Genomic DNA, 18,269 nt, shown 5'->3' on the forward strand with positions numbered 1-18,269 from the left:
CCAAGATGAAGAGCGTCTCCCAGGCCTGACCGCCACCGGCGGTCCCCCGCGTCGGGCGACCACGGGGCCTGCTCCGAGAATGCCCACCTCAAGGGCCCGAGAGCTGGTCGACCGGGTTCGCGATCATCGTTCTCTTCGTGCTCGTACTCGTTCCGAAGCGAACGAGCTCCGGCCCGTCATGAACGGGCGACCCACTTGGCGTCGAGGCGGGCACGCACATCGTCAACAGTTAAGGCCCTCGAGGGATCCGCCGTGAGTGCGTCGTGCGCCGAAGCCACGACGGTGCGCAGCCACGAATCCGCTGCCGCACCGAACCACTCGTCCGGGTCGACCGACTCCAGGAGTCGAAGTGCCAGAGGCCGACGCGCCTCACTCGGCAGGGACATCCCCACCCCGTAGGCCTCCGACTCGCTCACGGACACATTCACACCGTCCGCGCGACGCTCACATCCGTCAGGCCTCGAAGACGGGCTGCGAGACCACCGCTGCATCGACACCTCCAGCGAGGACCCATCTGCGCCTGGCCCCTCGCGGTCAGCCCGAGCGTCGGGCCGACGTCGAGTGGCCTCATGGCCTCCGTAGGGCGCAGGCTCTCGCCGGTCAAGGAGAGAGGCCTCTGGTCAGGGCGGCGTCGAACAGGGTCCGCGCGACCTGTTCGGCCTTCCCGGTCACCGCTGCCCCCACCGGCTTCGCCTCCTAGCGGTCCTGGTTGCGAGCGCGTCGCAGGCGGGACCGCCAGGCGCACTGACGCCCCTGAATGAGGGGCGACGAAGCCGCGTCGGGCACGGCTAATCTCCGAGAAGTACCCACTCCTCGACGCTCCCGAGGCGTTCACGGCAGACGGTGAGGACCTCGGCGCGCTGAAGTCGGCCGCGAGCACGTCAGAGTGAGCTCCATGTTCGGGCCCCACTCGCTGCCCCCGAGCACTGGCTACTTCATGCGGTAGCCCCCATCGCCGCGTAGCGGTCGCGCGACAGCGCCAGCATCCGACGTGCTCGACCCGCTGTCAGGCGCAGCCGGCCTGGGCTCCACGACGATCAGACTCGGCACGTCACACGGAACTTTTTGCGGACTGTGCGCGGACTGACGGGCATTGCAACCGGTCTGACCTGCGGAAACGCGACCATTCAGACGTTGAAGCGGAACTCCACGACGTCGCCGTCCTGCATGACGTAGTCCTTGCCCTCCATGCGGACCTTGCCGGCGGCCTTGGCGGCGGCCATGGAGCCGAGCTCGTCGAGGTCGGAGTAGGACACGATCTCCGCCTTGATGAAGCCGCGCTGGAAGTCGGTGTGGATGACGCCGGCCGCCTGGGGTGCGGTCCAGCCGCGACGGATGGTCCAAGCGCGGGACTCCTTGGGGCCGGCGGTGAGGTAGGTCTGCAGGCCGAGGGTGTGGAAGCCGGTGCGCGCCAGCTGGGTGAGGCCGGACTCCTCGGCGCCGAAGCCCTGGAGCATCTCCAGCGCCTCCTCCTCGCTCATGTCGATGAGGTCCATCTCGAGCTTGGCGTCGAGGAAGACCGCGTCGGCCGGCGCGACGAGGGCCCGCAGACGCTCGTGCAGGTCGGGGTCGGCCAGCTGGTCCTCGTCGAGGTTGAAGACGTAGATGAACGGCTTGGTCGTCAGCAGCCCCAGCTGGTCGGCGAGCTCCCTGTCGACCCCGGCCTGGGCGCCGGCGGCGTAGAGGGTGTGCCCCTCCTCGAGGACCCGCTGCGCCGCGAGCGCGGTGTCGAGCACGGCCTTGTCGGTCTTCTTGCCCTTGACCTCCTTGTCGAGGCGGGGAACGGCCCTCTCGAGCGTCTGCAGGTCGGCGAGGATCAGCTCGGTGTGGATCGTCTCCATGTCCGACTCCGGGGACACGGCCCCGTCGACGTGCACGACGTCGCCGTCCTCGAAGGCCCGCACGACCTGGCAGATCGCGTCGGCCTCACGGATGTTCGCGAGGAACTTGTTGCCCAGGCCCTCCCCCTCGGACGCGCCACGGACGATGCCGGCGATGTCGACGAACGACACCGTGGCCGGGATGACTTTTTCCGAGGAGTGGATCTCGGCCAGGCGGTCGAGCCGCGAGTCCGGCAGCGGGACGACGCCGACGTTGGGGTCGATCGTCGCGAACGGGTAGTTCGCCGCGAGCACGGAGTTCTTCGTCAGCGCGTTGAACATCGTGGACTTGCCGACGTTCGGCAGCCCGACGATCCCGATGGTGAGCGCCACGGCGCGTCCTCTCGTGTGGGGTGGAGCAGGTCCGTCGCGGGGACGGCACAGCGTCCCATCGTGCCGCAGGGGTGGCGGCACGCGGAAATCGGTCGGGCGCGGGTGTCGGGGCGGCGCGCAGGGAACGGGCGGACGACACGGACGGGCGGCGGCGCGGGCGACACGCCCGCCAGGGAGACAACGGCGCTGAAGGTGTCGTCGGCTCGTCGGTGGGCGGGCGCTGCGGGAACGGGCGGACGACACGCACCCGCGACGGCGCGGGCGACACGCCCGCCAGGGAGATATCGGCGCCAGCAGTGTCGTCGGCTCGTCGGTGGGCAGGCCCTGGGCGGAACGGCCGGGCGCTGGAAGAACGGGCGGACGACACGGACGGGCGCAGGCGCGGGCGACACGCCCGCCAGGGAGGCAACGGCGCTGAAGGTGTCGTCGGCTCGTCGGTGGGCAGGCCCTGGGCGGAACGGCCGGGCGCTGGAAGAACGGGCGGACGACACGGACGGGCGGCGGCGCGGGTGACACGCCCGCCAGGGAGACAACGGCGCCGAAGGTGTCGTCGGCTCGTCGGTGGGCGCAGCCACGAGAGCGGCGCCGGCTCGTCGGTGGGCCCATCAAAGACAGCGGCGCCGGACGCCATGCGCTGGGAGGCAGCCGTCAGCCGGTGAGGGCGGAGACGACGATGAAGCCGAGGATGCCGACGCTGGTCAGGACCAGCGCCCCGAGCAGCACGAGCGCCAGTCGCTGCTGGTCGTTCACGCCGCCACGGTCAGGCCACCGTGCCCGACCGCTCGCTGTTCTCGAGGTACAGCGTCTCCCCCGGCGTCCACGACGCGACGACCTCGAGCATCCGCGCGGTGTACGGCGCGACGTGCTCGGCGGCGTCGGCGGGCCAGACCCAGTGCGCGTCGGCGATCTCGCGCGGGAGGAAGCGCCCGGGGTCGAGGGTGCCCTCGAAGACGCCGAGGTCGAAGAGGAACAGGTGCGCGTCGTCCCAGCCGCGCCATGGCGGCAGCCAGTTGACGGCGACGAGCCCGGCGGCGGCAACCTCGATGCCGAGCTCCTCGGCGATCTCCCGGACGACGGTGCCGGCCGGAGGCTCCCCGGGGTCGACCACACCCCCGGGCAGGTCCCACTCCTGCTTGTACGTCAGTTCGCAGAGCAGCACCTCGCCGGCGGGGTTGCGCAGCAGTCCCTGGGCGATGTTGCGCTTCTTCGGCAACCGGTTGTTGAGGATCGCGATCCGCGTGAGGCGCTCCTGCTCGGTCTCCTCGCGTCGCGCCATGCCGCCACGCTACCCGGCGGCGGGGACGGCCCGGCCGCCGAAGCGCTGGACGAGCGCGGTGGCGACGAAGTCCGCGTTCTCGTCCCGGACGTGCACGGGGACGGGGGGCAGGACGTCGTCCCGGTCGGCCATGAACGACCCGCGCAGCTGCGGCATGCGCGCCGGCCGGACGAGGAACCACCAGTGGGCGTGCGCGCCACCGTCGCCGATGCGCATGGCGTGGCAGCGACCCGCGCTCGGCAGCGCCTCGACCGCGGCCACGAGGGCCACGTGCAGCCGGCCGAGGTCGGCGGCCAGGGCGTCGTCGAGGTCGGGGACGTCGACGTGGCGGCGCGGCTCGAGGAGCAGCACGGCGGGCGCGCCCGACGGCGGGGCGGCGGCGATGCGGGCGGCGTAATCCTCGATGCTCTCGGGCATGGCCGCGAGCGTCGGGGTCAGCCCTGACGCAGGGCCTTCTCGATCGGGCCGCGCAGCTTCTCGGGCGCGGTGTTGGAGCCGAAGCGGTCGATGACGGCGCCGTCGCGGCCGACGAGGAACTTCGTGAAGTTCCACTTGATCTTCTTCGTGCCGAGCGCGCCGCGGGCCTCGCTGGTCAGCCACTGGAAGAGCGGGTGCGCGTCGTCGCCGTTGACGTCGACCTTGTCGAACAGCGGGAAGGTCACGCCGTGGTTGACCCGGCAGAACTCGCCGATCTCGTCCGCGCTGCCGGGCTCCTGGCCGCCGAACTGGTTGCACGGGAAGCCCAGGACGACGAGGCCGTCGTCGCGGTAGTCCTGCCACAGCCGCTCGAGACCGTCGTACTGCGGGGTGAAGCCGCACTGCGAGGCGGTGTTGACGACGAGGACGACCTTGCCGGCGTACTCGTCGAGCGTCGCGGGCGCGCCGGAGAGGGTCGTCGCGGAGAAGTCCTGGAGCGTGGGCACGAGAGGTCCTTTCGGCTGTCGGTGGGGCCGGCCGGTGACCGTCCGGCGGGTGTTCGGTCCGGGGCCGCCGCGTGGATTGCCGGGCGTTGTCGGTGGCCCCTGACACCATCCTCACCCATGGACGGATGGATGCTGGCGGTGGCCGGGCTGGTCGTGGGCGCGGCGGTGGGCGCGCTGCTCGCGCGGCTCGTCGTCGGCGCCCGCGTCGTGGCTGCCGAGACCGAGCGCGACCTGCTGCGCGAGCGGGTCGTCGACCTCGAGACCTCGCTCGCCGAGGACATGGAGACCGCGGCCCTGCTCGCGCCGCTCAAGGACGCGCTCGTGCGGGTCGAGCAGCACGTCGGCGTGCTCGAGCGGGACCGGGTGCAGCAGTTCGGCTCCCTGCGCGCGCTTCTGGGCCGGGTCGAGTCCGAGACCCAGGGCCTCGGCCGGGCGACGGCGTCGCTGGCCGGGTCCTTGCGCTCGTCCTCGGTCCGCGGGGCCTGGGGCGAGGTCCAGCTGCGCCGGGTCCTCGAGGCGTCCGGCATGCTCGCCCGCTGCGACCTCGACGAGCAGGTCGCCGCGGTCGGCACGCACGACCGGCAGGTCCGGCCCGACGTCGTCGTCCGGCTGCCCGGCGGCCGCTGCCTCGTCATCGACGCCAAGACGCCGATGACCCACTTCCTCGACGCCCAGGCCGAGGACCTTCCCGACGACGAGCGCGCCGCCCTCCTGGCCCGGCACGCGGCCTCGCTGGCGTCGCACGTGGCGTCGCTGTCGGGGAAGGAGTACTGGTCGGCGTTCCGCGAGGGGCCCGAGATGGTCGTCTGCTTCGTCCCCAGCGACGCCATGCTCGCCGCGGCCCTGGCCGCCCGGCCCTCGCTGCACGAGTCCGCGCTGCGCGACCGGGTCGTGCTCGTCGGTCCCGCCGCGCTCTTCGCGCTGCTGCGCACGGTCGCCTTCGGGTGGCAGCAGGACGCCCTCACCCACAGCGCCCGCGAGCTGCTCGACCTCGGTCGCGAGCTGCACGCCCGGCTCGGCACGCTCGGCGCGCACACGGCCAAGGTCGGCCGCAGCCTCCAGAGCAGCGTCGAGGCCTACAACGCGATGGTCGGCGCCCTGGAGTCCCGGGTGCTCGTCACCGCGCGCCGGATGCGCGACCTCGAGGTCGTCGGCGACGAGCTGCCGGAGGTGCCGCCGGTCCGGGTCGGGCCCCGGCCGCTCACCGCCCAGGAGCTCATCGACGCCGTCACCGCCGACGAGCGCCGGCCCGAGCTGCTCCTCGACGTCGACGAGACCGGCCCCGCAGGGCCCCGGCGCGCGTCGGGCTGAGCCCGGCGACGCGTCCGCCGCCCTGCGATCGGGGGTGCCGGGACGTCAGGACGGCAGGACGACCGAGGCCGCCGGCTCAGCGCGTCCCGCGGACGACGCTGTGCGCGGGACGCGGTGAGCCGGTCCTCCGTCCCCGGTCACCGTCCACCGGGCGGTCGACGGGACGTCGGCGGGCGTCGCCGTCAGGTCGTGCCGCCGCTCCTCTTGCGGGGGGCACGACGGGTCGTCGACTTCTTCGCCGCGGCCTTCTTCGCCGCGGGGAGCTCCTTGGTCGGCGGGGCCTGCGTCGACGAGGTCTCGGGGGTCGTGGAGCCCGCCGTCGCGGTGTCGCTCCCGGCGCCGTCCGACCCCTCCGGGTCGGCGGGCGGGGTCTCCGTCGGCGGCAGGTCGGGCGGCGTCGGGTCGCCCGGAGCGTCGTCGCCGCCGGCCGCCGGCGTCCCCGCCGGGTCGATGGCGGCCTCGACCGACGACGAGCCGCCGGTCGCGGGGGTCCCAGTCGCGCCGGCGCTCGACGACGGGCCCGAGTCGGACGCCGTGGTGCTCGGACCGCCGGCCGGGGCGGGCCCGGCGGAGAAAGTCGCACCGCTCGACGACACGGCGGAGGCGGCCGAGGGCGACGACGGGGCAGCGGCGTCCGACGGGGTCGCCCCGGCCCCGGACCCGGCCGCCGCCGGAGCCGGTGCGTCCAGCCGCTGCTGCGCGCGCTCGAGGACCCGGCCCGCGGCGTCGCGGCCGCCGAGGCCGAAGGCCAGGGCCGCCGCCAGCGCCGCGCCGACGACGAGCGAGCCGAAGGCCAGGACGATGATCTCGGTGGCGATCCCCATGAAGGTCAGGCCCATCGCGACGAAGAGCACGATGGTCGCCCAGCGGACGATGACCGCGGTCGTCCCGGAGAGCACCCGCCCGAGCAGCCGGGCGACGAAGAACCCGGCCGCGATGACGGCCGCGCCGAAGACGACCTTGCCGCCGAGCTCGAGGACCCGGGCCAGGACGTCGGTGATGACCGGGAAGTTCAGCAGCTGCGCGGCCATGACGGCGAAGAACAGGACGATCGCGACCTGGACGACGCGGGTGATCCACGGCACCGCGCTGCCGCCCTCGGGGACGGCGTCGATCTCGCGCAGGGCGCGGTCGGTGCCGAGCCCCTCGAGGATGTCGCCGAGGAGGCCGGCGGCGAACCGGGCGATGACGACGCCGAGGCCGAGCATGAGCGCCGCCGCGACGATGTTCGGGACGGCGTCGAAGATCGTCTGGAGCATCCGCTGCGCCGGGTCCGAGATCGAGGAGATGCCGAGGATCTGCAGGGCGGCGATCGAGATGACGATCATGATGAGCGCGTAGAGCACCAGCGCGAGCGTCCGCGCGATGTTCGGGACGCCGGCGGAGCCTTCCTCCCCGTCGCGGCTGCTCCCGAGCCACCGGTGGAAGGGCACCGCCCCGAGCGCGGTCTCGACCAGCTGGCGGGCGACCTTGGCCAGGAGGGCGCCGATGACGAAGACGAAGATCGCGCCGATGAGGTTCGGCAGGAAGTTCATGACCCCGGTGAGCAGGGCCTGGATGGGGGTGAGGACCTCGCCGAGGTCGAAGACCTGCAGCACGGCGATGAGCCCGAACAGCCAGACGAGCAGCGAGGCGATCTGACCGAGCGTGGCGCCCAGGCTGTGCCCGTCGTCGTTCGTGTCGCCGAGCGCCGGGACGCGGGCGGCGAGCTTGCCGAACGCCCAGATCACGGTGCGGGCGAGCACCCACGTGATGAGGAGGATGACGATCGCGATGAGGATCTTCGCGATGATCGACCCCCAGTCGACGCCGGCGAAGACGGTGGCTGTGTGCATCGGGTGTCCTTCGTTACGGAACGGGGACACCGACCGTACCGAGACGCGTGGCACACGTCACCCCCTCGCGGGAACCCGTCTGCGCAGGTCAGGGCCGCACGGGGCGAGCGGCCCCCACCCCGAGGCCGCCGCTCAGTGCAGCGAGCCGGCGTCGGCGGCCGCGGCGTCGTGCCGCATCTTGTCCGACAGCCCGGCGGCCTTGAGGTCGCGCCGGATCTCGTTCGGCAGCGCGAACATCAGCGACTCCTCGGCCGCGGTCACCGCACTGACGTCCGCGTAGCCGCGCTCGGCGAGGAAGTCGAGCACGCCGCGGACGAGGATCTCCGGCACCGAGGCCCCGGAGGTGACGCCAACGGTGTCGACGCCGTCCAGCCAGCGCTCGTCGATCTCGTCGGCGTAGTCGACGAGGTGCCCGTCGCGGGTGCCGTGCTCGAGCGCGACCTCGACGAGGCGCACCGAGTTCGAGGAGTTGCGCGAGCCGACGACGATCATGAGGTCGCAGTCGGCGGCCATCTGCTTGACGGCCAGCTGGCGGTTCTGCGTCGCGTAGCAGATGTCGTCGCTCGGCGGGTCCTGCAGGCTGGGGAACCGCTCGCGCAGCCGGCGGACGGTCTCCATCGTCTCGTCCACCGACAGCGTCGTCTGCGAGAGCCACACGACCTTGTCCGGGTCGCGGACGGTGACGTTCCCGACGTCGTCGGGCCCGTCGACGAGCTGGATGTGCTCGGGGGCCTCGCCGGCGGTGCCGACGACCTCCTCGTGCCCGTCGTGCCCGATGAGGAGGATGTCGTAGTCGCCGTCGGCGAAGCGGACGGCCTCGCGGTGCACCTTGGTCACGAGCGGACAGGTGGCGTCGATCGTCCGCAGCCCGAGCGCCTTGGCCTCGTCGTGGACGACGGGGGCGACGCCGTGTGCGGAGAAGACGACGGTGGCGCCCTCGGGCACCTCGTCGGTCTCCTCGACGAAGACGGCGCCGCGCTTCTCCAGCGTGGTGACGACGTGCTTGTTGTGAACGATCTGCTTGCGGACGTAGACCGGCGGACCGTAGAGGTCGAGGGCCTTCTCGACGGTGACGACGGCCCGGTCGACGCCGGCGCAGTAGCCGCGCGGGGCGGCGAGGATGACGCGCTTGGTCGGCTCGGACATACGTCCATCGTAGGTCGGCGCGGCCCACGACCCGAATCCGCGCCGGCCCGACGACGCCTGTCGGCGGCCGCCCCTACGCTGGCGCCATGCGGACGGGGACGGGCCGGCGGGCCGACGGCGGGAGGCGCTGACCGATGGCCGGGAGCCTGCCCGAGAGGGCCGCCGACACCAGCGCCGAGCACCCCTGGCCGCTGCGGCTGCTGTCGATGAAGATCGGCGACTACGTCGAGAAGATGTCGGTGGTGTGGATCGAGGGGCAGGTCGTCCAGCTGACCCGGCGGCCCGGGGCGCGCAAGGCCTACCTCACCCTCCGCGACGCCGACGTCGACATGAGCCTGTCCTGCGCGGTCGACACCACCGCCCTGGACGCCATGCCCGGCCCGCTCGCCGAGGGGGCGCGGGTCGTCGTGCAGGCCAAGCCGTCGTTCTGGACCGCCCGCGGCACGCTGACGATGGACACCCGCCAGATCCGGCCGGTCGGCGTCGGTGAGCTGCTGGCCCGGCTCGAGTACCTCAAGCGGTACCTGGGCCAGGAGGGCCTCTTCGACGCCGACCGCAAGCGGCCGCTGCCCTTCCTGCCGCGGCGGATCGGGCTCGTCTGCGGGCGCGCCAGCGCCGCCGAGAAGGACGTCGTCGAGAACACCCTGCGCCGGTGGCCGGCCGCGCGCTTCGAGATCCGTCAGGTCGCCGTGCAGGGGAGCGACGCCGTCACCGAGGTCACGGCCGCCCTCGCCGAGCTCGACGCCCTGCCCGAGGTCGACGTCGTCGTCGTCGCGCGCGGCGGCGGCGGGGTCGAGGACCTCCTGCCCTTCTCGAACGAGACCCTGCTGCGGGCCGTCGCCGCCGCCCGCACCCCGGTGGTCAGCGCCATCGGCCACGACGTCGACACCCCGCTGCTCGACCTCGTCGCCGACCACCGCGCCTCCACCCCCACGGACGCCGCGACGGCGATCGTCCCCGACGCGGAGGCCGAGCGGCGCGGTGTCACCGGGTCCCGCGACCGGGCCCGGCGGGCGGTCGGCGGACGCCTGCACCAGGAGCGACGCCGCCTCACCGAGCTCACCAGCCGTCCCGTCCTCGCCGACAAGGGCGTTTTCGTGCGGGTGCAGCGCGACGTCGTCGGCGCGCTCCGTGACCGCGGACGGCACCGGGTGCGGGCCCAGCTGCACCGCGACCGGGACCGGGTCGGGCACCTGCGGGCGCAGGCGCGGGCGCTCTCCCCGCAGTCGACCCTGGACCGCGGGTACGCCGTCGTCACGACCGCCGACGACACCGTCGTCACCGACCCCGGGACGCTGGCCCTCGACCAGCTGCTCCACGTCCGGGTCGCGCGCGGGGACTTCGGCGCCCGCGTGGCGGGACGGTCACCCGACCCGGCCCCGGCACCCCGTCGGTAGTCTCGGCCCCATGCCGAAGGATCCCGCCGGCCCGGTCGAGGGCGCCCCCGACGGCCCGGCCGACGACGTCGCCGACCTCGGGTACGAGGAGGCGCGCGACCAGCTCGTCGACATCGTGGCCCGGCTGGAGAGCGGCCAGGTCGGGCTGGAGGACAGCATGCGGCTCTGGCAGCGTGGCGAGGCCCTGGCGGCCCACTGCTCGACCTGGCTCGACGCCGCCGAGGCGCGGATCACCGCCGACGACGCGTAGTCGCCTCCCGCTCGGGTCAGCCCCCGGCGGCCGACCGGCGGGCCGCGTCGAGGTCGATCACGGACCACACGGCCTCGATCCGCCCCTCGCGGAAGCGGTAGAACACGTGCTCGGCGAACTGCACCGCCCGGCCGGTGACCGGCACCCCGGCGAACTCCCGGGCCGGGGTGCAGTCGAACCACAGCCGCGCGGCGAGGACGTCGCCGTCGACGACGACGAGCCGGGCGTCGAAGACCAGGTCCGGGATGCGCTCCACGTCGTCGGCGATCATCGCGGCGTACTCGCCCCGGGTCATCCGCCGGTCCCCGTAGGTCAGCGCGTCGTGGACGAACTCGTCCAGGTCGCCGAAGCGGCGCTCGTCGAGCGCGGCCAGGTAGCGCCCGTAGCGCTCTCGCAGGTCCTCCCCCGGAGCCACCCCGCCGCTCCCTACTGCACCGGGCGCAGCGACTCGACGTAGGTCGCCATGTCCTCGAACGACGCCGTCCCGGTGACGAGCGTCGCGAGCCGCCCGGACCCCGCCTCGGGCACCGAGAGCAGGCTGTTCTGCACCTTGGAGTCGCGCACGAACTTGTCCCACGTCGTGCCGGCGATGTCGACGGTGCCCTCGCGCGGGGCCCGGTTGGTCTGCGCCGCGATCCACGCCTGGCTCGGGTCCTCGGTCTGCTCGACGGCCACGAAGGTGCCGGACGGCGTCTCGTAGCCGACGTGCCACGTCATGAAGCCGTCGGTGACCCGGACGTACCGGACGGACGTCGCCTGCCAGGTGTCCGGGAGACCGACCGGCTCGACGATGGGCCAGCCGGTCTGCTGCTTGACCTCGGCCGCCTTCTGGGAGATGTCGACCGGCGGCCCGCCGACCGAGCTGACCCGCGGGACCATGAGGACGAGGACCGCGACCATCCCGAGCACGGCGATGAGCGAGTACACGAGGTTCTTCGTCGACCCCATCGAGTACCGGCTCTTCGGCGGCGCGGGCGTGCTCACCCCTCCATCGTCGCCGACGGGACCCGCCCACGCCGAATCCGGCCCGGCGCTAGGCTCGATCCGTCCAGCGTGCAACCGAAAGGGCCGTCCCCGTGAGCGCCACCGAGCCGTCCGTCGTCGTCGTCGGAGAGCTGCTCGTCGACATCGTCGACCGGGCCGACGGGACGTCCGCCGAGTTCGTCGGCGGGTCGCCGGCCAACGTCGCCGCGGGCCTGGCCCGGCTCGGTCACGACACCGGGCTCGCGTGCCTCGTCGGCACCGACGAGCGCGGTCGGCTCTGCGCCGAGCACGTCGAGGCGCGGGGGGTGCACCTGCTGACGGGCAGCGTCTCCCCCGAGCACCCCACCTCGACCGCCCACGCGACGATCGACGCCCACGGCGCCGCCAGCTACGTCTTCGACCTGCACTGGGACCTGCCCCCCGTGCAGCTGCCCGAGGGCCTCGCGCACCTGCACACCGGGTCGATCGCGACGACGCTCGAGCCCGGCGAGGCCGAGGTCACCGTCGCCGTCCGCCGGGCCCGCGAGACCGGCACCGTGTCCTACGACCCCAACGTGCGCCCGACGATCATGGGCGATGTCGCGCAGGTCCGCCCTCGCGTCGAGGAGCTCGTCGGGCTCGCCGACCTCGTCAAGTGCTCCGAGGACGACGTCGCGTGGCTCTACCCCGGCGAGACGCCCACGCAGGTCATGGACCGCTGGGCCGGCCTCGGCGCCTCGCTCGTCGTCGTCACCCTCGGCGGCGACGGCGTCACCTGGCGCACCGCCGACGGCGGCGAGGAGACCGAGGCCGCGCGGGTCAAGGACGTCGCGGACACCGTCGGCGCCGGCGACTCGTTCATGGCCGGCCTGGTCAGCGGGCTGCTCGACGCCGGGCTGCTCGGCGGCCCCGACGCCCGGGAGCGGCTGCGCGCCGCGACCCTGGCCGACGTCGCCCCGGCGGTGGACCGGGCCCTGGCGACGAGCGGCCTCACCGTGCGCCACCACGGCGCCTACTCCCCCACCCGCGAGGAGATCGCGTGACCGAGTTCGCCTACGAGGACCTGCTGCCCGTCGGCGCCGACGACACCCCCTACCGGCTGCTCACCACCGAGGGCGTCGGGACCGTCGAGGGCCCGGGCGGGCGCACCTTCCTCGAGGTCGCGTCCGAGGCGCTGCGCCTGCTCACCGAGACGGCGATGCACGACATCGCCCACTACCTGCGCCCGGCGCACCTGCAGCAGCTCGCGGACATCCTCGAGGACCCCGAGGCGAGCAACAACGACAAGTTCGTCGCCCTGGACCTGCTGAAGAACGCGAACATCGCCGCCGGCGGCGTCCTGCCCATGTGCCAGGACACCGGCACCGCCATCGTCATGGGCAAGCGCGGGCAGCACGTCCTCACCCAGGGCACCGACGAGGCCGCCCTGAGCCGCGGGGTCTACGACGCCTACACCCGGCTCAACCTGCGCTACAGCCAGATGGCACCGGTGACGATGTGGGAGGAGCGCAACACCGGCTCCAACCTGCCGGCCCAGGTCGAGCTCTACGCGGACACCGCGCCCGGCCACGAGACGACCTACAAGTTCCTCTTCATGGCCAAGGGCGGCGGCAGCGCGAACAAGTCCTTCCTCTTCCAGGAGACCAAGGCGATCCTCAACCCCGAGGGGATGACCCGCTTCCTGGACCGGACGCTGCGCAGCCTCGGCACGGCCGCCTGCCCGCCGTACCACCTCGCGGTCGTCGTCGGCGGCACGAGCGCCGAGTTCGCCCTCAAGACGGCCAAGTACGCCAGCGCCAAGTACCTCGACGCCCTGCCCACCAGCGGGGACGCCGCGACCGGCCGCGGCTTCCGGGACACCGAGCTCGAGCAGCAGGTCCTCGAGCTCACCCGGCAGTTCGGCATCGGCGCCCAGTTCGGCGGCAAGTACTTCTGCCACGACGTGCGCGTCGTCCGGCTGCCCCGGCACGGGGCGAGCCTGCCCGTCGCCGTCGCGGTGTCCTGCTCGGCCGACCGGCAGGTCCTCGGGAAGATCACCCCCGAGGGGGTCTTCCTCGAGCAGCTCGAGACCGACCCCGCGCGCTTCCTCCCCGAGCAGACCCCGGCGGAGCTGGACGACGACGCGCACGGCGTCACCGGCACCGGGGCGGGCGCGGTCGTCCCGATCGACCTCACCCGACCGATGGACGAGATCCTCGCCGAGCTGACCAAGCACCCCGTGAAGACCCGGCTGTCGTTGACCGGGCCGCTCGTCGTCGCCCGCGACATCGCCCACGCGAGGATCAAGGAGCGGCTCGACGCCGGCGAGGAGATGCCGCAGTACCTCAAGGACCACCCCGTCTACTACGCCGGTCCGGCCAAGACGCCCGAGGGCATGCCGAGCGGCTCGTTCGGCCCGACGACCGCCGGCCGGATGGACTCCTACGTCGAGCAGTTCCAGGCCGCCGGCGGCTCGATGGTCATGCTCGCCAAGGGCAACCGGAGCCAGCAGGTGACCGACGCCTGCCGGGAGCACGGCGGCTTCTACCTCGGCTCGATCGGCGGCCCCGCGGCCCGGCTGGCCCAGGACTGCATCAAGAGCGTCGAGGTGCTGGAGTACCCCGAGCTCGGCATGGAGGCGGTCTGGAAGATCGAGGTCGAGGACTTCCCGGCCTTCGTCGTCGTCGACGACAAGGGCGGCGACTTCTTCGCCGCCGTCACCAAGCCCGTGGCGTTCACCATCGAGAAGAGAGCAGGCCTGACGTGACCGAGACGCCCCCGGCGGACTTCGCCGACCTCCTCGCCGCGAACGAGCAGTTCGCGATGAGCTTCGACCTCGCCGGGTTCGACGGCGTCGCCCAGGCCGGGGTCGCCATCGTCACGTGCATGGACAGCCGCATCGACCCGCTGCGGATGGTGGGCCTGCGCCCCGGCGACGCGAAGATCTTCCGCAACCCCGGCGGGCGGGTGACCCCGCAGGCGCTCGAGGCGCTCGTGCTCGGGGTGCACCTGCTCAACGTCCGCCGCATCCTCGTCATCCCGCACACCCGCTGCGCCATGGCCGCGAACAGCGAGCAGGAGGTGCGCCGGCGGGTCGGTGAGTCCGCCGGCGTCGACGCGTCGTGGCAGCGCTTCGGCGTCGTCCCGGACCAGGAGGACGCGCTGCGCCAGGACGTCGCCGCCGTGCGCACCCACCCGCTCATCGGCGAGCGGGCCGAGGTCGGCGGGTTCGTCTACGACGTCGACACGGGGCTCATCGCCCGCCGCGTATGACCGTCCGGCTGGACGGCGTGCTCGTCCACCCGGTGAAGAGCATGCGCGGCCGGCGGGTGCACGCCGCGACGGTCGAGCCCTGGGGCCTGCGCGGCGACCGGCGCTGGATGGTCGTCCGGCCGGACGGCGAGTGCCTCACCGCCCGTGAGGACGCCGGCCTGCTGGCCCTCACCGCCGACACCCCGGACACCGACGCCGGGCTGGACGCGGCCCTGCGGCTGCGCGCCGACGGCCATGACGACCTGCACGTGGAGGTCCCGGCGACCGCCCCCGAGCCCGTCACCGTCCACGGACGCCCGCTCACGGCGTCCGCCGCGGGCGAGGAGGCGCACCGGTGGCTGCGGGCGGCCCTCGGCCGCGACGACGTCCGGCTGGTGCACGTCGACGAGCCCCGGCCGCTGAGCCCCCGGCACGGCCGGCCCGGCGAGGCCACCGCCTTCGCCGACGGCTACCCGCTGACCCTCGCCACCCGGGCCTCGCTGCGCCGCCTGCAGGACTGGGTGACCGCGACGGCGCTGGAGTCCGGCGCCGAGCCCACCGCGCTGCAGATGGAGCGCTTCCGCCCCAACCTCGTCCTCGACGGCGACCTCGAGCCGTTCGAGGAGGACGACTGGGGCCACGTCACCGTCGGCGCCGTGACCTTGCGGGTGCCCAAGCCCGTGGACCGCTGCGTCATGACGACCATCGACCCCGAGAGCCGCGAGCGCGGACCCGAGCCCATCCGCACCCTCGCCCGCCACCGGAAGTGGGACGGCGCGACGTGGTTCGCCGTCCAGCTGGTCCCGGAGTCCGTCGGCGAGGTCCGGGTCGGCGACGAGGTCCTGCCGGCCCCTCGCGCGGCCGGGGGCGGGCCCGCCGGCGACGGCGCCTGAGGGACGGGCCGCGCCACCCCTGCCGGTCACGTCCGTCCCCGGCTAGGTTTGGGTGCATGGACGAACGAATCCCCACCTTCCCCGACGGCTTCCTCTTCGGAGCCGCCACCGCGAGCTACCAGATCGAGGGTGCGGTGAAGGAGGACGGGCGCGGGCAGTCCATCTGGGACACCTTCTCGGCCACCCCCGGCAAGACCGAGAACGGCGACACCGGCGAGGTCGCCTGCGACCACTACCACCGCGTCCCCGAGGACGTCGCCATCATGCGCGAGCTCGGCCTCGACGCCTACCGCTTCTCGGTCGCCTGGCCGCGGATCCAGGCCGACGGCACCGGTGCAGCCAACCCGCTCGGCCTCGCCTTCTACGACCGCCTCGTCGACGAGCTGCTCGGGGCCGGCATCCGGCCGGTCGTCACGCTCTACCACTGGGACCTGCCCCAGGCCCTCGAGGACCGCGGTGGCTGGCGCACCCGTGAGGTCGCCGACCGGTTCGCCGACTACGCCGCCCACGTCGTCGGCGCCCTCGGGGACCGGGTCCGCAACTGGACCACCCTCAACGAGCCGTGGTGCTCGGCCTTCCTCGGCCACACCATCGGCGTCCACGCCCCCGGGCACACCGACCCGATGGAGGGCCTGCTCTCGGCCCACCACCTCATGCTGGCCCACGGCCGCGCCGTCCCGGTCATCCGCGAGCACTGCCCGGACGCCGAGGTCTCGATCACCCTCAACCCCAGCCAGGTGCACGGGCCGGAGGACGCGACGGAGGCCGACCTCGACGCCGTGCGCCGGGTGGACAACGCCCTCAACGGCGTCTTCTTCGGGCCGCTGTTCCACGGCGCCTACCCCGACGGCTATCTCGACGACGTCGCGCACCTCACCGACGGCTCCTTCGTCCACGACGGCGACCTCGAGACGATCTCGGCGCGGCTGGACAACCTCGGCGTGAACAACTACTTCCCGGCCCGTGTCCGGGCCACCCCCGAGGGGGCGACCCCGGAGGGGAACACCCACCTGCTGCCGGGCTGCGAGCAGGTCGACGAGATCCCGCCGCACCCGCCGCTCACGGCGATGGGCTGGGAGCAGTCGGCCCCGAGCCACCGGATGATCGTCGAGCGGTCGGCGCGCGAGTGCGGCCTGCCGGTCTACGTCACCGAGAACGGCTCGGCCTGGGACGACGTCGTGTCCGAGGACGGGGCCGTCCACGACCCCGAGCGGGTCGACTACCTGCGGCAGCACCTGGCCGCCCTGGCCGACTCCGTCGCCGCCGGCACCGACCTGCGCGGCTACTTCGCGTGGTCCCTGCTGGACAACTTCGAGTGGGCCTACGGCTACGACAAGCGCTTCGGCATCGTCCACGTCGACTACGACACCCAGGTCCGCACCGTCAAGGACTCCGGGCGCGAGTACGCCCGCGTCATCGCCGCGCACCGGCCGGAGTGAGCGCCGGGTGACCCGGCGCGTCGTCGTCGTCGGCGGCGGCATCGTCGGGCTCGCCGTCGCCGAGCGGACCCTGCGCGAGGACCCGTCGGCGCGCGTCACCGTCCTCGAGAAGGAGCCCGGCTGGGCCCGCCACCAGACCGGGCGCAACAGCGGGGTCGTCCACTCCGGGCTGTACTACCCGCCGGGCAGCGCCAAGGCCCGCTGGTGCCGGACCGGCGCCGAGGAGCTGCTGCGGTTCGCCGCCGACGAGGGCGTGCCGCACGCCCGCACCGGCAAGCTCGTCGTCGCCACGGAGGACGCCGAGCTCCCGCGGTTGGAGGCGCTGTACGAGCGCGGACGCGCCAACGGGCTGGCCGTCCGCCGGCTCGACGCCGACGAAGCCCGCGCGCACGAGCCGCACGTCGCCGCCCGGGCCGCGCTGCACGTGCCCGAGACCGGGGTCGTCGACTACGCGGCCGTCTGCGCCGCGCTCGTCCGCCGGCTCACCGCCGCCGGGGCGGACCTGCGCACCGGCGTCGAGGTCGTCGGCGGGGCGGACGGGCGCTCGCACGCCGTCGTCGAGACCACCGGCGGCTCGCTGGCGGCCGACGTCGTCGTCACCTGCGCCGGCCTGCACGGCGACGTCGTGGCCCGCCTGCTCGGCCACGAGCCCTCGGTCCGGATCGTGCCGTTCCGCGGCGAGTACCGCACGCTCACGGCGTCGGCGGCGTCGCTGGTGCGGGGGCTCGTCTACCCGGTGCCGGACCCCGCGCTGCCCTTTCTCGGCGTGCACCTGACCCGCGGCGTCGACGGCGTGGTGCACGCGGGGCCGAACGCCGTGCTCGCCCTCGCCCGCGAGGGGTACCGGTGGCGCGACGTCGACCCGCGAGAGCTGGCCGCCACGCTCGGCTCGCCCGGGTTCCTGCGGCTGGCCCGGCGCCGGGCCCGCACCGGCGCCCAGGAGGCGCTGCGCTCGCTGTCGGCGCGCCGGTTCGGCGACGCGCTGCGCCGCCTCGTCCCCGAGCTGCGCGACGAGGACCTGCGCCCGGCCCCGGCCGGCGTGCGCGCCCAGGCGGTCCGGCCCGACGGCACCCTCGTCGACGACTTCCTGGTGGAGCGGTCCGGTCACTGCGTCCACGTCCTCAACGCGCCCTCCCCCGCGGCCACGGCGTCGCTGGAGATCGCCCGGCACGTCGTCGCCGAGGTCCTCGACCGGGCCGGCTGAGCGCCGTCCGGCGATCACGACGACGCCCCGCCCCCGCGGGTGGGCGGGAGCGGGGCGTCGAGGGGGGTCGGTCAGGCGGGCTTGCCGACGACAGTGACGTCGATGTTGCCGCGCGTGGCCTTGGAGTACGGGCAGAACTCGTGCGCCTTGTCGGCGAGGCTCTGCGCGGTCTCGGCGTCGACCCCGGG

At 73.7% G+C, this 18,269-nt stretch carries 17 protein-coding genes; 9 read left to right on the top strand and 8 right to left on the bottom strand.

Features of this window, described 5'->3' with window-relative positions; genetic code table 11:
- Positions 1–1,127: 1,127 nt before the first annotated feature.
- The 4 genes from ychF to EPD83_RS17615 form a co-directional block, all read right to left on the bottom strand.
- Positions 1,128–2,213, bottom strand: a complete 1,086-nt coding sequence (gene ychF / locus EPD83_RS17600) for a redox-regulated ATPase YchF (RefSeq protein WP_128367688.1) — start codon at positions 2,211–2,213, stop codon at positions 1,128–1,130.
- A 760-nt stretch (positions 2,214–2,973) separates the two neighbouring features.
- Positions 2,974–3,489, bottom strand: a complete 516-nt coding sequence (locus EPD83_RS17605) for an NUDIX domain-containing protein (RefSeq protein WP_128367689.1) — start codon at positions 3,487–3,489, stop codon at positions 2,974–2,976.
- Between the two features lie 9 nt (positions 3,490–3,498).
- Positions 3,499–3,906, bottom strand: a complete 408-nt coding sequence (locus EPD83_RS17610) for a hypothetical protein (protein ID WP_128367672.1) — start codon at positions 3,904–3,906, stop codon at positions 3,499–3,501.
- Between the two features lie 17 nt (positions 3,907–3,923).
- Positions 3,924–4,412, bottom strand: a complete 489-nt coding sequence (locus EPD83_RS17615; RefSeq protein ID WP_128367673.1) for a glutathione peroxidase — start codon at positions 4,410–4,412, stop codon at positions 3,924–3,926.
- A gap of 117 nt (positions 4,413–4,529) precedes the next feature.
- Between EPD83_RS17615 and EPD83_RS17620 the strand changes: the two genes are divergently transcribed.
- Positions 4,530–5,723, top strand: coding sequence for a DNA recombination protein RmuC (locus EPD83_RS17620; RefSeq protein ID WP_128367674.1), 1,194 nt, complete (start codon positions 4,530–4,532; stop codon positions 5,721–5,723).
- 182 nt (positions 5,724–5,905) lie between these two features.
- Here the strand turns inward: EPD83_RS17620 and EPD83_RS17625 are convergent, their stop codons facing one another.
- Together EPD83_RS17625 and EPD83_RS17630 are read right to left on the bottom strand one after the other, a co-directional pair.
- Positions 5,906–7,558: a mechanosensitive ion channel gene (locus EPD83_RS17625; RefSeq protein ID WP_165566943.1), complete on the bottom strand. Its 1,653-nt coding sequence runs from the start codon at positions 7,556–7,558 to the stop codon at positions 5,906–5,908.
- A gap of 132 nt (positions 7,559–7,690) precedes the next feature.
- Entirely contained in the window at positions 7,691–8,704 is a 1,014-nt protein-coding gene (locus tag EPD83_RS17630; protein ID WP_128368337.1) for a 4-hydroxy-3-methylbut-2-enyl diphosphate reductase, read from the bottom strand.
- A 134-nt stretch (positions 8,705–8,838) separates the two neighbouring features.
- Here EPD83_RS17630 and xseA point away from each other — a divergent pair, with 134 nt between their 5' ends.
- Both xseA and EPD83_RS17640 read left to right on the top strand, forming a co-directional pair.
- Positions 8,839–10,101, top strand: a complete 1,263-nt coding sequence (gene xseA / locus EPD83_RS17635; RefSeq protein WP_165566944.1) for an exodeoxyribonuclease VII large subunit — start codon at positions 8,839–8,841, stop codon at positions 10,099–10,101.
- A 10-nt stretch (positions 10,102–10,111) separates the two neighbouring features.
- Positions 10,112–10,351 (top strand): exodeoxyribonuclease VII small subunit, encoded by a 240-nt coding sequence (locus EPD83_RS17640; RefSeq protein WP_128367819.1) that lies wholly within the window; start codon positions 10,112–10,114, stop codon positions 10,349–10,351.
- Between the two features lie 16 nt (positions 10,352–10,367).
- Here EPD83_RS17640 and EPD83_RS17645 read toward each other — a convergent pair whose 3' ends face one another.
- The gene (locus tag EPD83_RS17645; RefSeq protein ID WP_205859591.1) at positions 10,368–10,766 is read right to left on the bottom strand and encodes an ester cyclase; all 399 of its coding nucleotides are present in this window, start codon (positions 10,764–10,766) and stop codon (positions 10,368–10,370) included.
- 11 nt (positions 10,767–10,777) lie between these two features.
- The gene (locus EPD83_RS17650; RefSeq protein ID WP_235950694.1) at positions 10,778–11,335 is read right to left on the bottom strand and encodes a DUF4245 domain-containing protein; all 558 of its coding nucleotides are present in this window, start codon (positions 11,333–11,335) and stop codon (positions 10,778–10,780) included.
- Between the two features lie 92 nt (positions 11,336–11,427).
- Between EPD83_RS17650 and EPD83_RS17655 the strand changes: the two genes are divergently transcribed.
- Genes EPD83_RS17655 through lhgO form a run of 6 tightly spaced genes read left to right on the top strand, consistent with a single transcriptional unit; the run spans position 11,428 to position 18,081 of the window.
- On the top strand, positions 11,428–12,357 hold the full coding sequence (locus EPD83_RS17655; RefSeq protein ID WP_128367818.1) for a carbohydrate kinase family protein: 930 nt from the start codon (positions 11,428–11,430) through the stop codon (positions 12,355–12,357).
- Complete coding sequence (locus EPD83_RS17660) at positions 12,354–14,060, top strand: fumarate hydratase (protein ID WP_165566945.1); 1,707 nt, start codon at positions 12,354–12,356, stop codon at positions 14,058–14,060. The genes EPD83_RS17655 and EPD83_RS17660 overlap by 4 nt, the downstream gene beginning before the upstream one ends.
- Positions 14,061–14,116: 56 nt before the next feature.
- Entirely contained in the window at positions 14,117–14,566 is a 450-nt protein-coding gene (locus EPD83_RS17665; protein WP_128368583.1) for a beta-class carbonic anhydrase, read from the top strand.
- Complete coding sequence (locus EPD83_RS17670) at positions 14,563–15,438, top strand: MOSC domain-containing protein (protein WP_165566946.1); 876 nt, start codon at positions 14,563–14,565, stop codon at positions 15,436–15,438. Before EPD83_RS17665 ends, EPD83_RS17670 begins: the two co-directional genes overlap by 4 nt.
- Before the next feature lie 56 nt (positions 15,439–15,494).
- Positions 15,495–16,877 carry a GH1 family beta-glucosidase gene (locus EPD83_RS17675; RefSeq protein WP_128367750.1) on the top strand — a complete coding sequence of 461 codons (1,383 nt, stop codon included), beginning with the start codon at positions 15,495–15,497 and terminating at the stop codon, positions 16,875–16,877.
- A 7-nt stretch (positions 16,878–16,884) separates the two neighbouring features.
- Complete coding sequence (gene lhgO / locus EPD83_RS17680; protein WP_128367751.1) at positions 16,885–18,081, top strand: L-2-hydroxyglutarate oxidase; 1,197 nt, start codon at positions 16,885–16,887, stop codon at positions 18,079–18,081.
- Positions 18,082–18,269: the final 188 nt, after the last annotated feature.

The sequence above is a fragment of the Phycicoccus flavus genome, assembly GCF_004025965.2.
Classification (GTDB): domain Bacteria; phylum Actinomycetota; class Actinomycetes; order Actinomycetales; family Dermatophilaceae; genus Phycicoccus; species Phycicoccus flavus.

What these genes read in the sequence shown, in the direction of transcription:
- EPD83_RS17605 (WP_128367689.1), bottom strand. Translation starts at nt 3,489, where the DNA reads ATGGCGCGACGCGAGGAGACCGAGCAGGAGCGCCTCACGCGGATCGCG.
- EPD83_RS17610 (WP_128367672.1), bottom strand. Translation starts at nt 3,906, where the DNA reads ATGCCCGAGAGCATCGAGGATTACGCCGCCCGCATCGCCGCCGCCCCG.
- EPD83_RS17620 (WP_128367674.1), top strand. Translation starts at nt 4,530, where the DNA reads ATGGACGGATGGATGCTGGCGGTGGCCGGGCTGGTCGTGGGCGCGGCG.
- EPD83_RS17625 (WP_165566943.1), bottom strand. Translation starts at nt 7,558, where the DNA reads ATGCACACAGCCACCGTCTTCGCCGGCGTCGACTGGGGGTCGATCATC.
- EPD83_RS17630 (WP_128368337.1), bottom strand. Translation starts at nt 8,704, where the DNA reads ATGTCCGAGCCGACCAAGCGCGTCATCCTCGCCGCCCCGCGCGGCTAC.
- xseA (WP_165566944.1), top strand. Translation starts at nt 8,839, where the DNA reads ATGGCCGGGAGCCTGCCCGAGAGGGCCGCCGACACCAGCGCCGAGCAC.
- EPD83_RS17640 (WP_128367819.1), top strand. Translation starts at nt 10,112, where the DNA reads ATGCCGAAGGATCCCGCCGGCCCGGTCGAGGGCGCCCCCGACGGCCCG.
- EPD83_RS17665 (WP_128368583.1), top strand. Translation starts at nt 14,117, where the DNA reads ATGAGCTTCGACCTCGCCGGGTTCGACGGCGTCGCCCAGGCCGGGGTC.
- EPD83_RS17670 (WP_165566946.1), top strand. Translation starts at nt 14,563, where the DNA reads ATGACCGTCCGGCTGGACGGCGTGCTCGTCCACCCGGTGAAGAGCATG.
- EPD83_RS17675 (WP_128367750.1), top strand. Translation starts at nt 15,495, where the DNA reads ATGGACGAACGAATCCCCACCTTCCCCGACGGCTTCCTCTTCGGAGCC.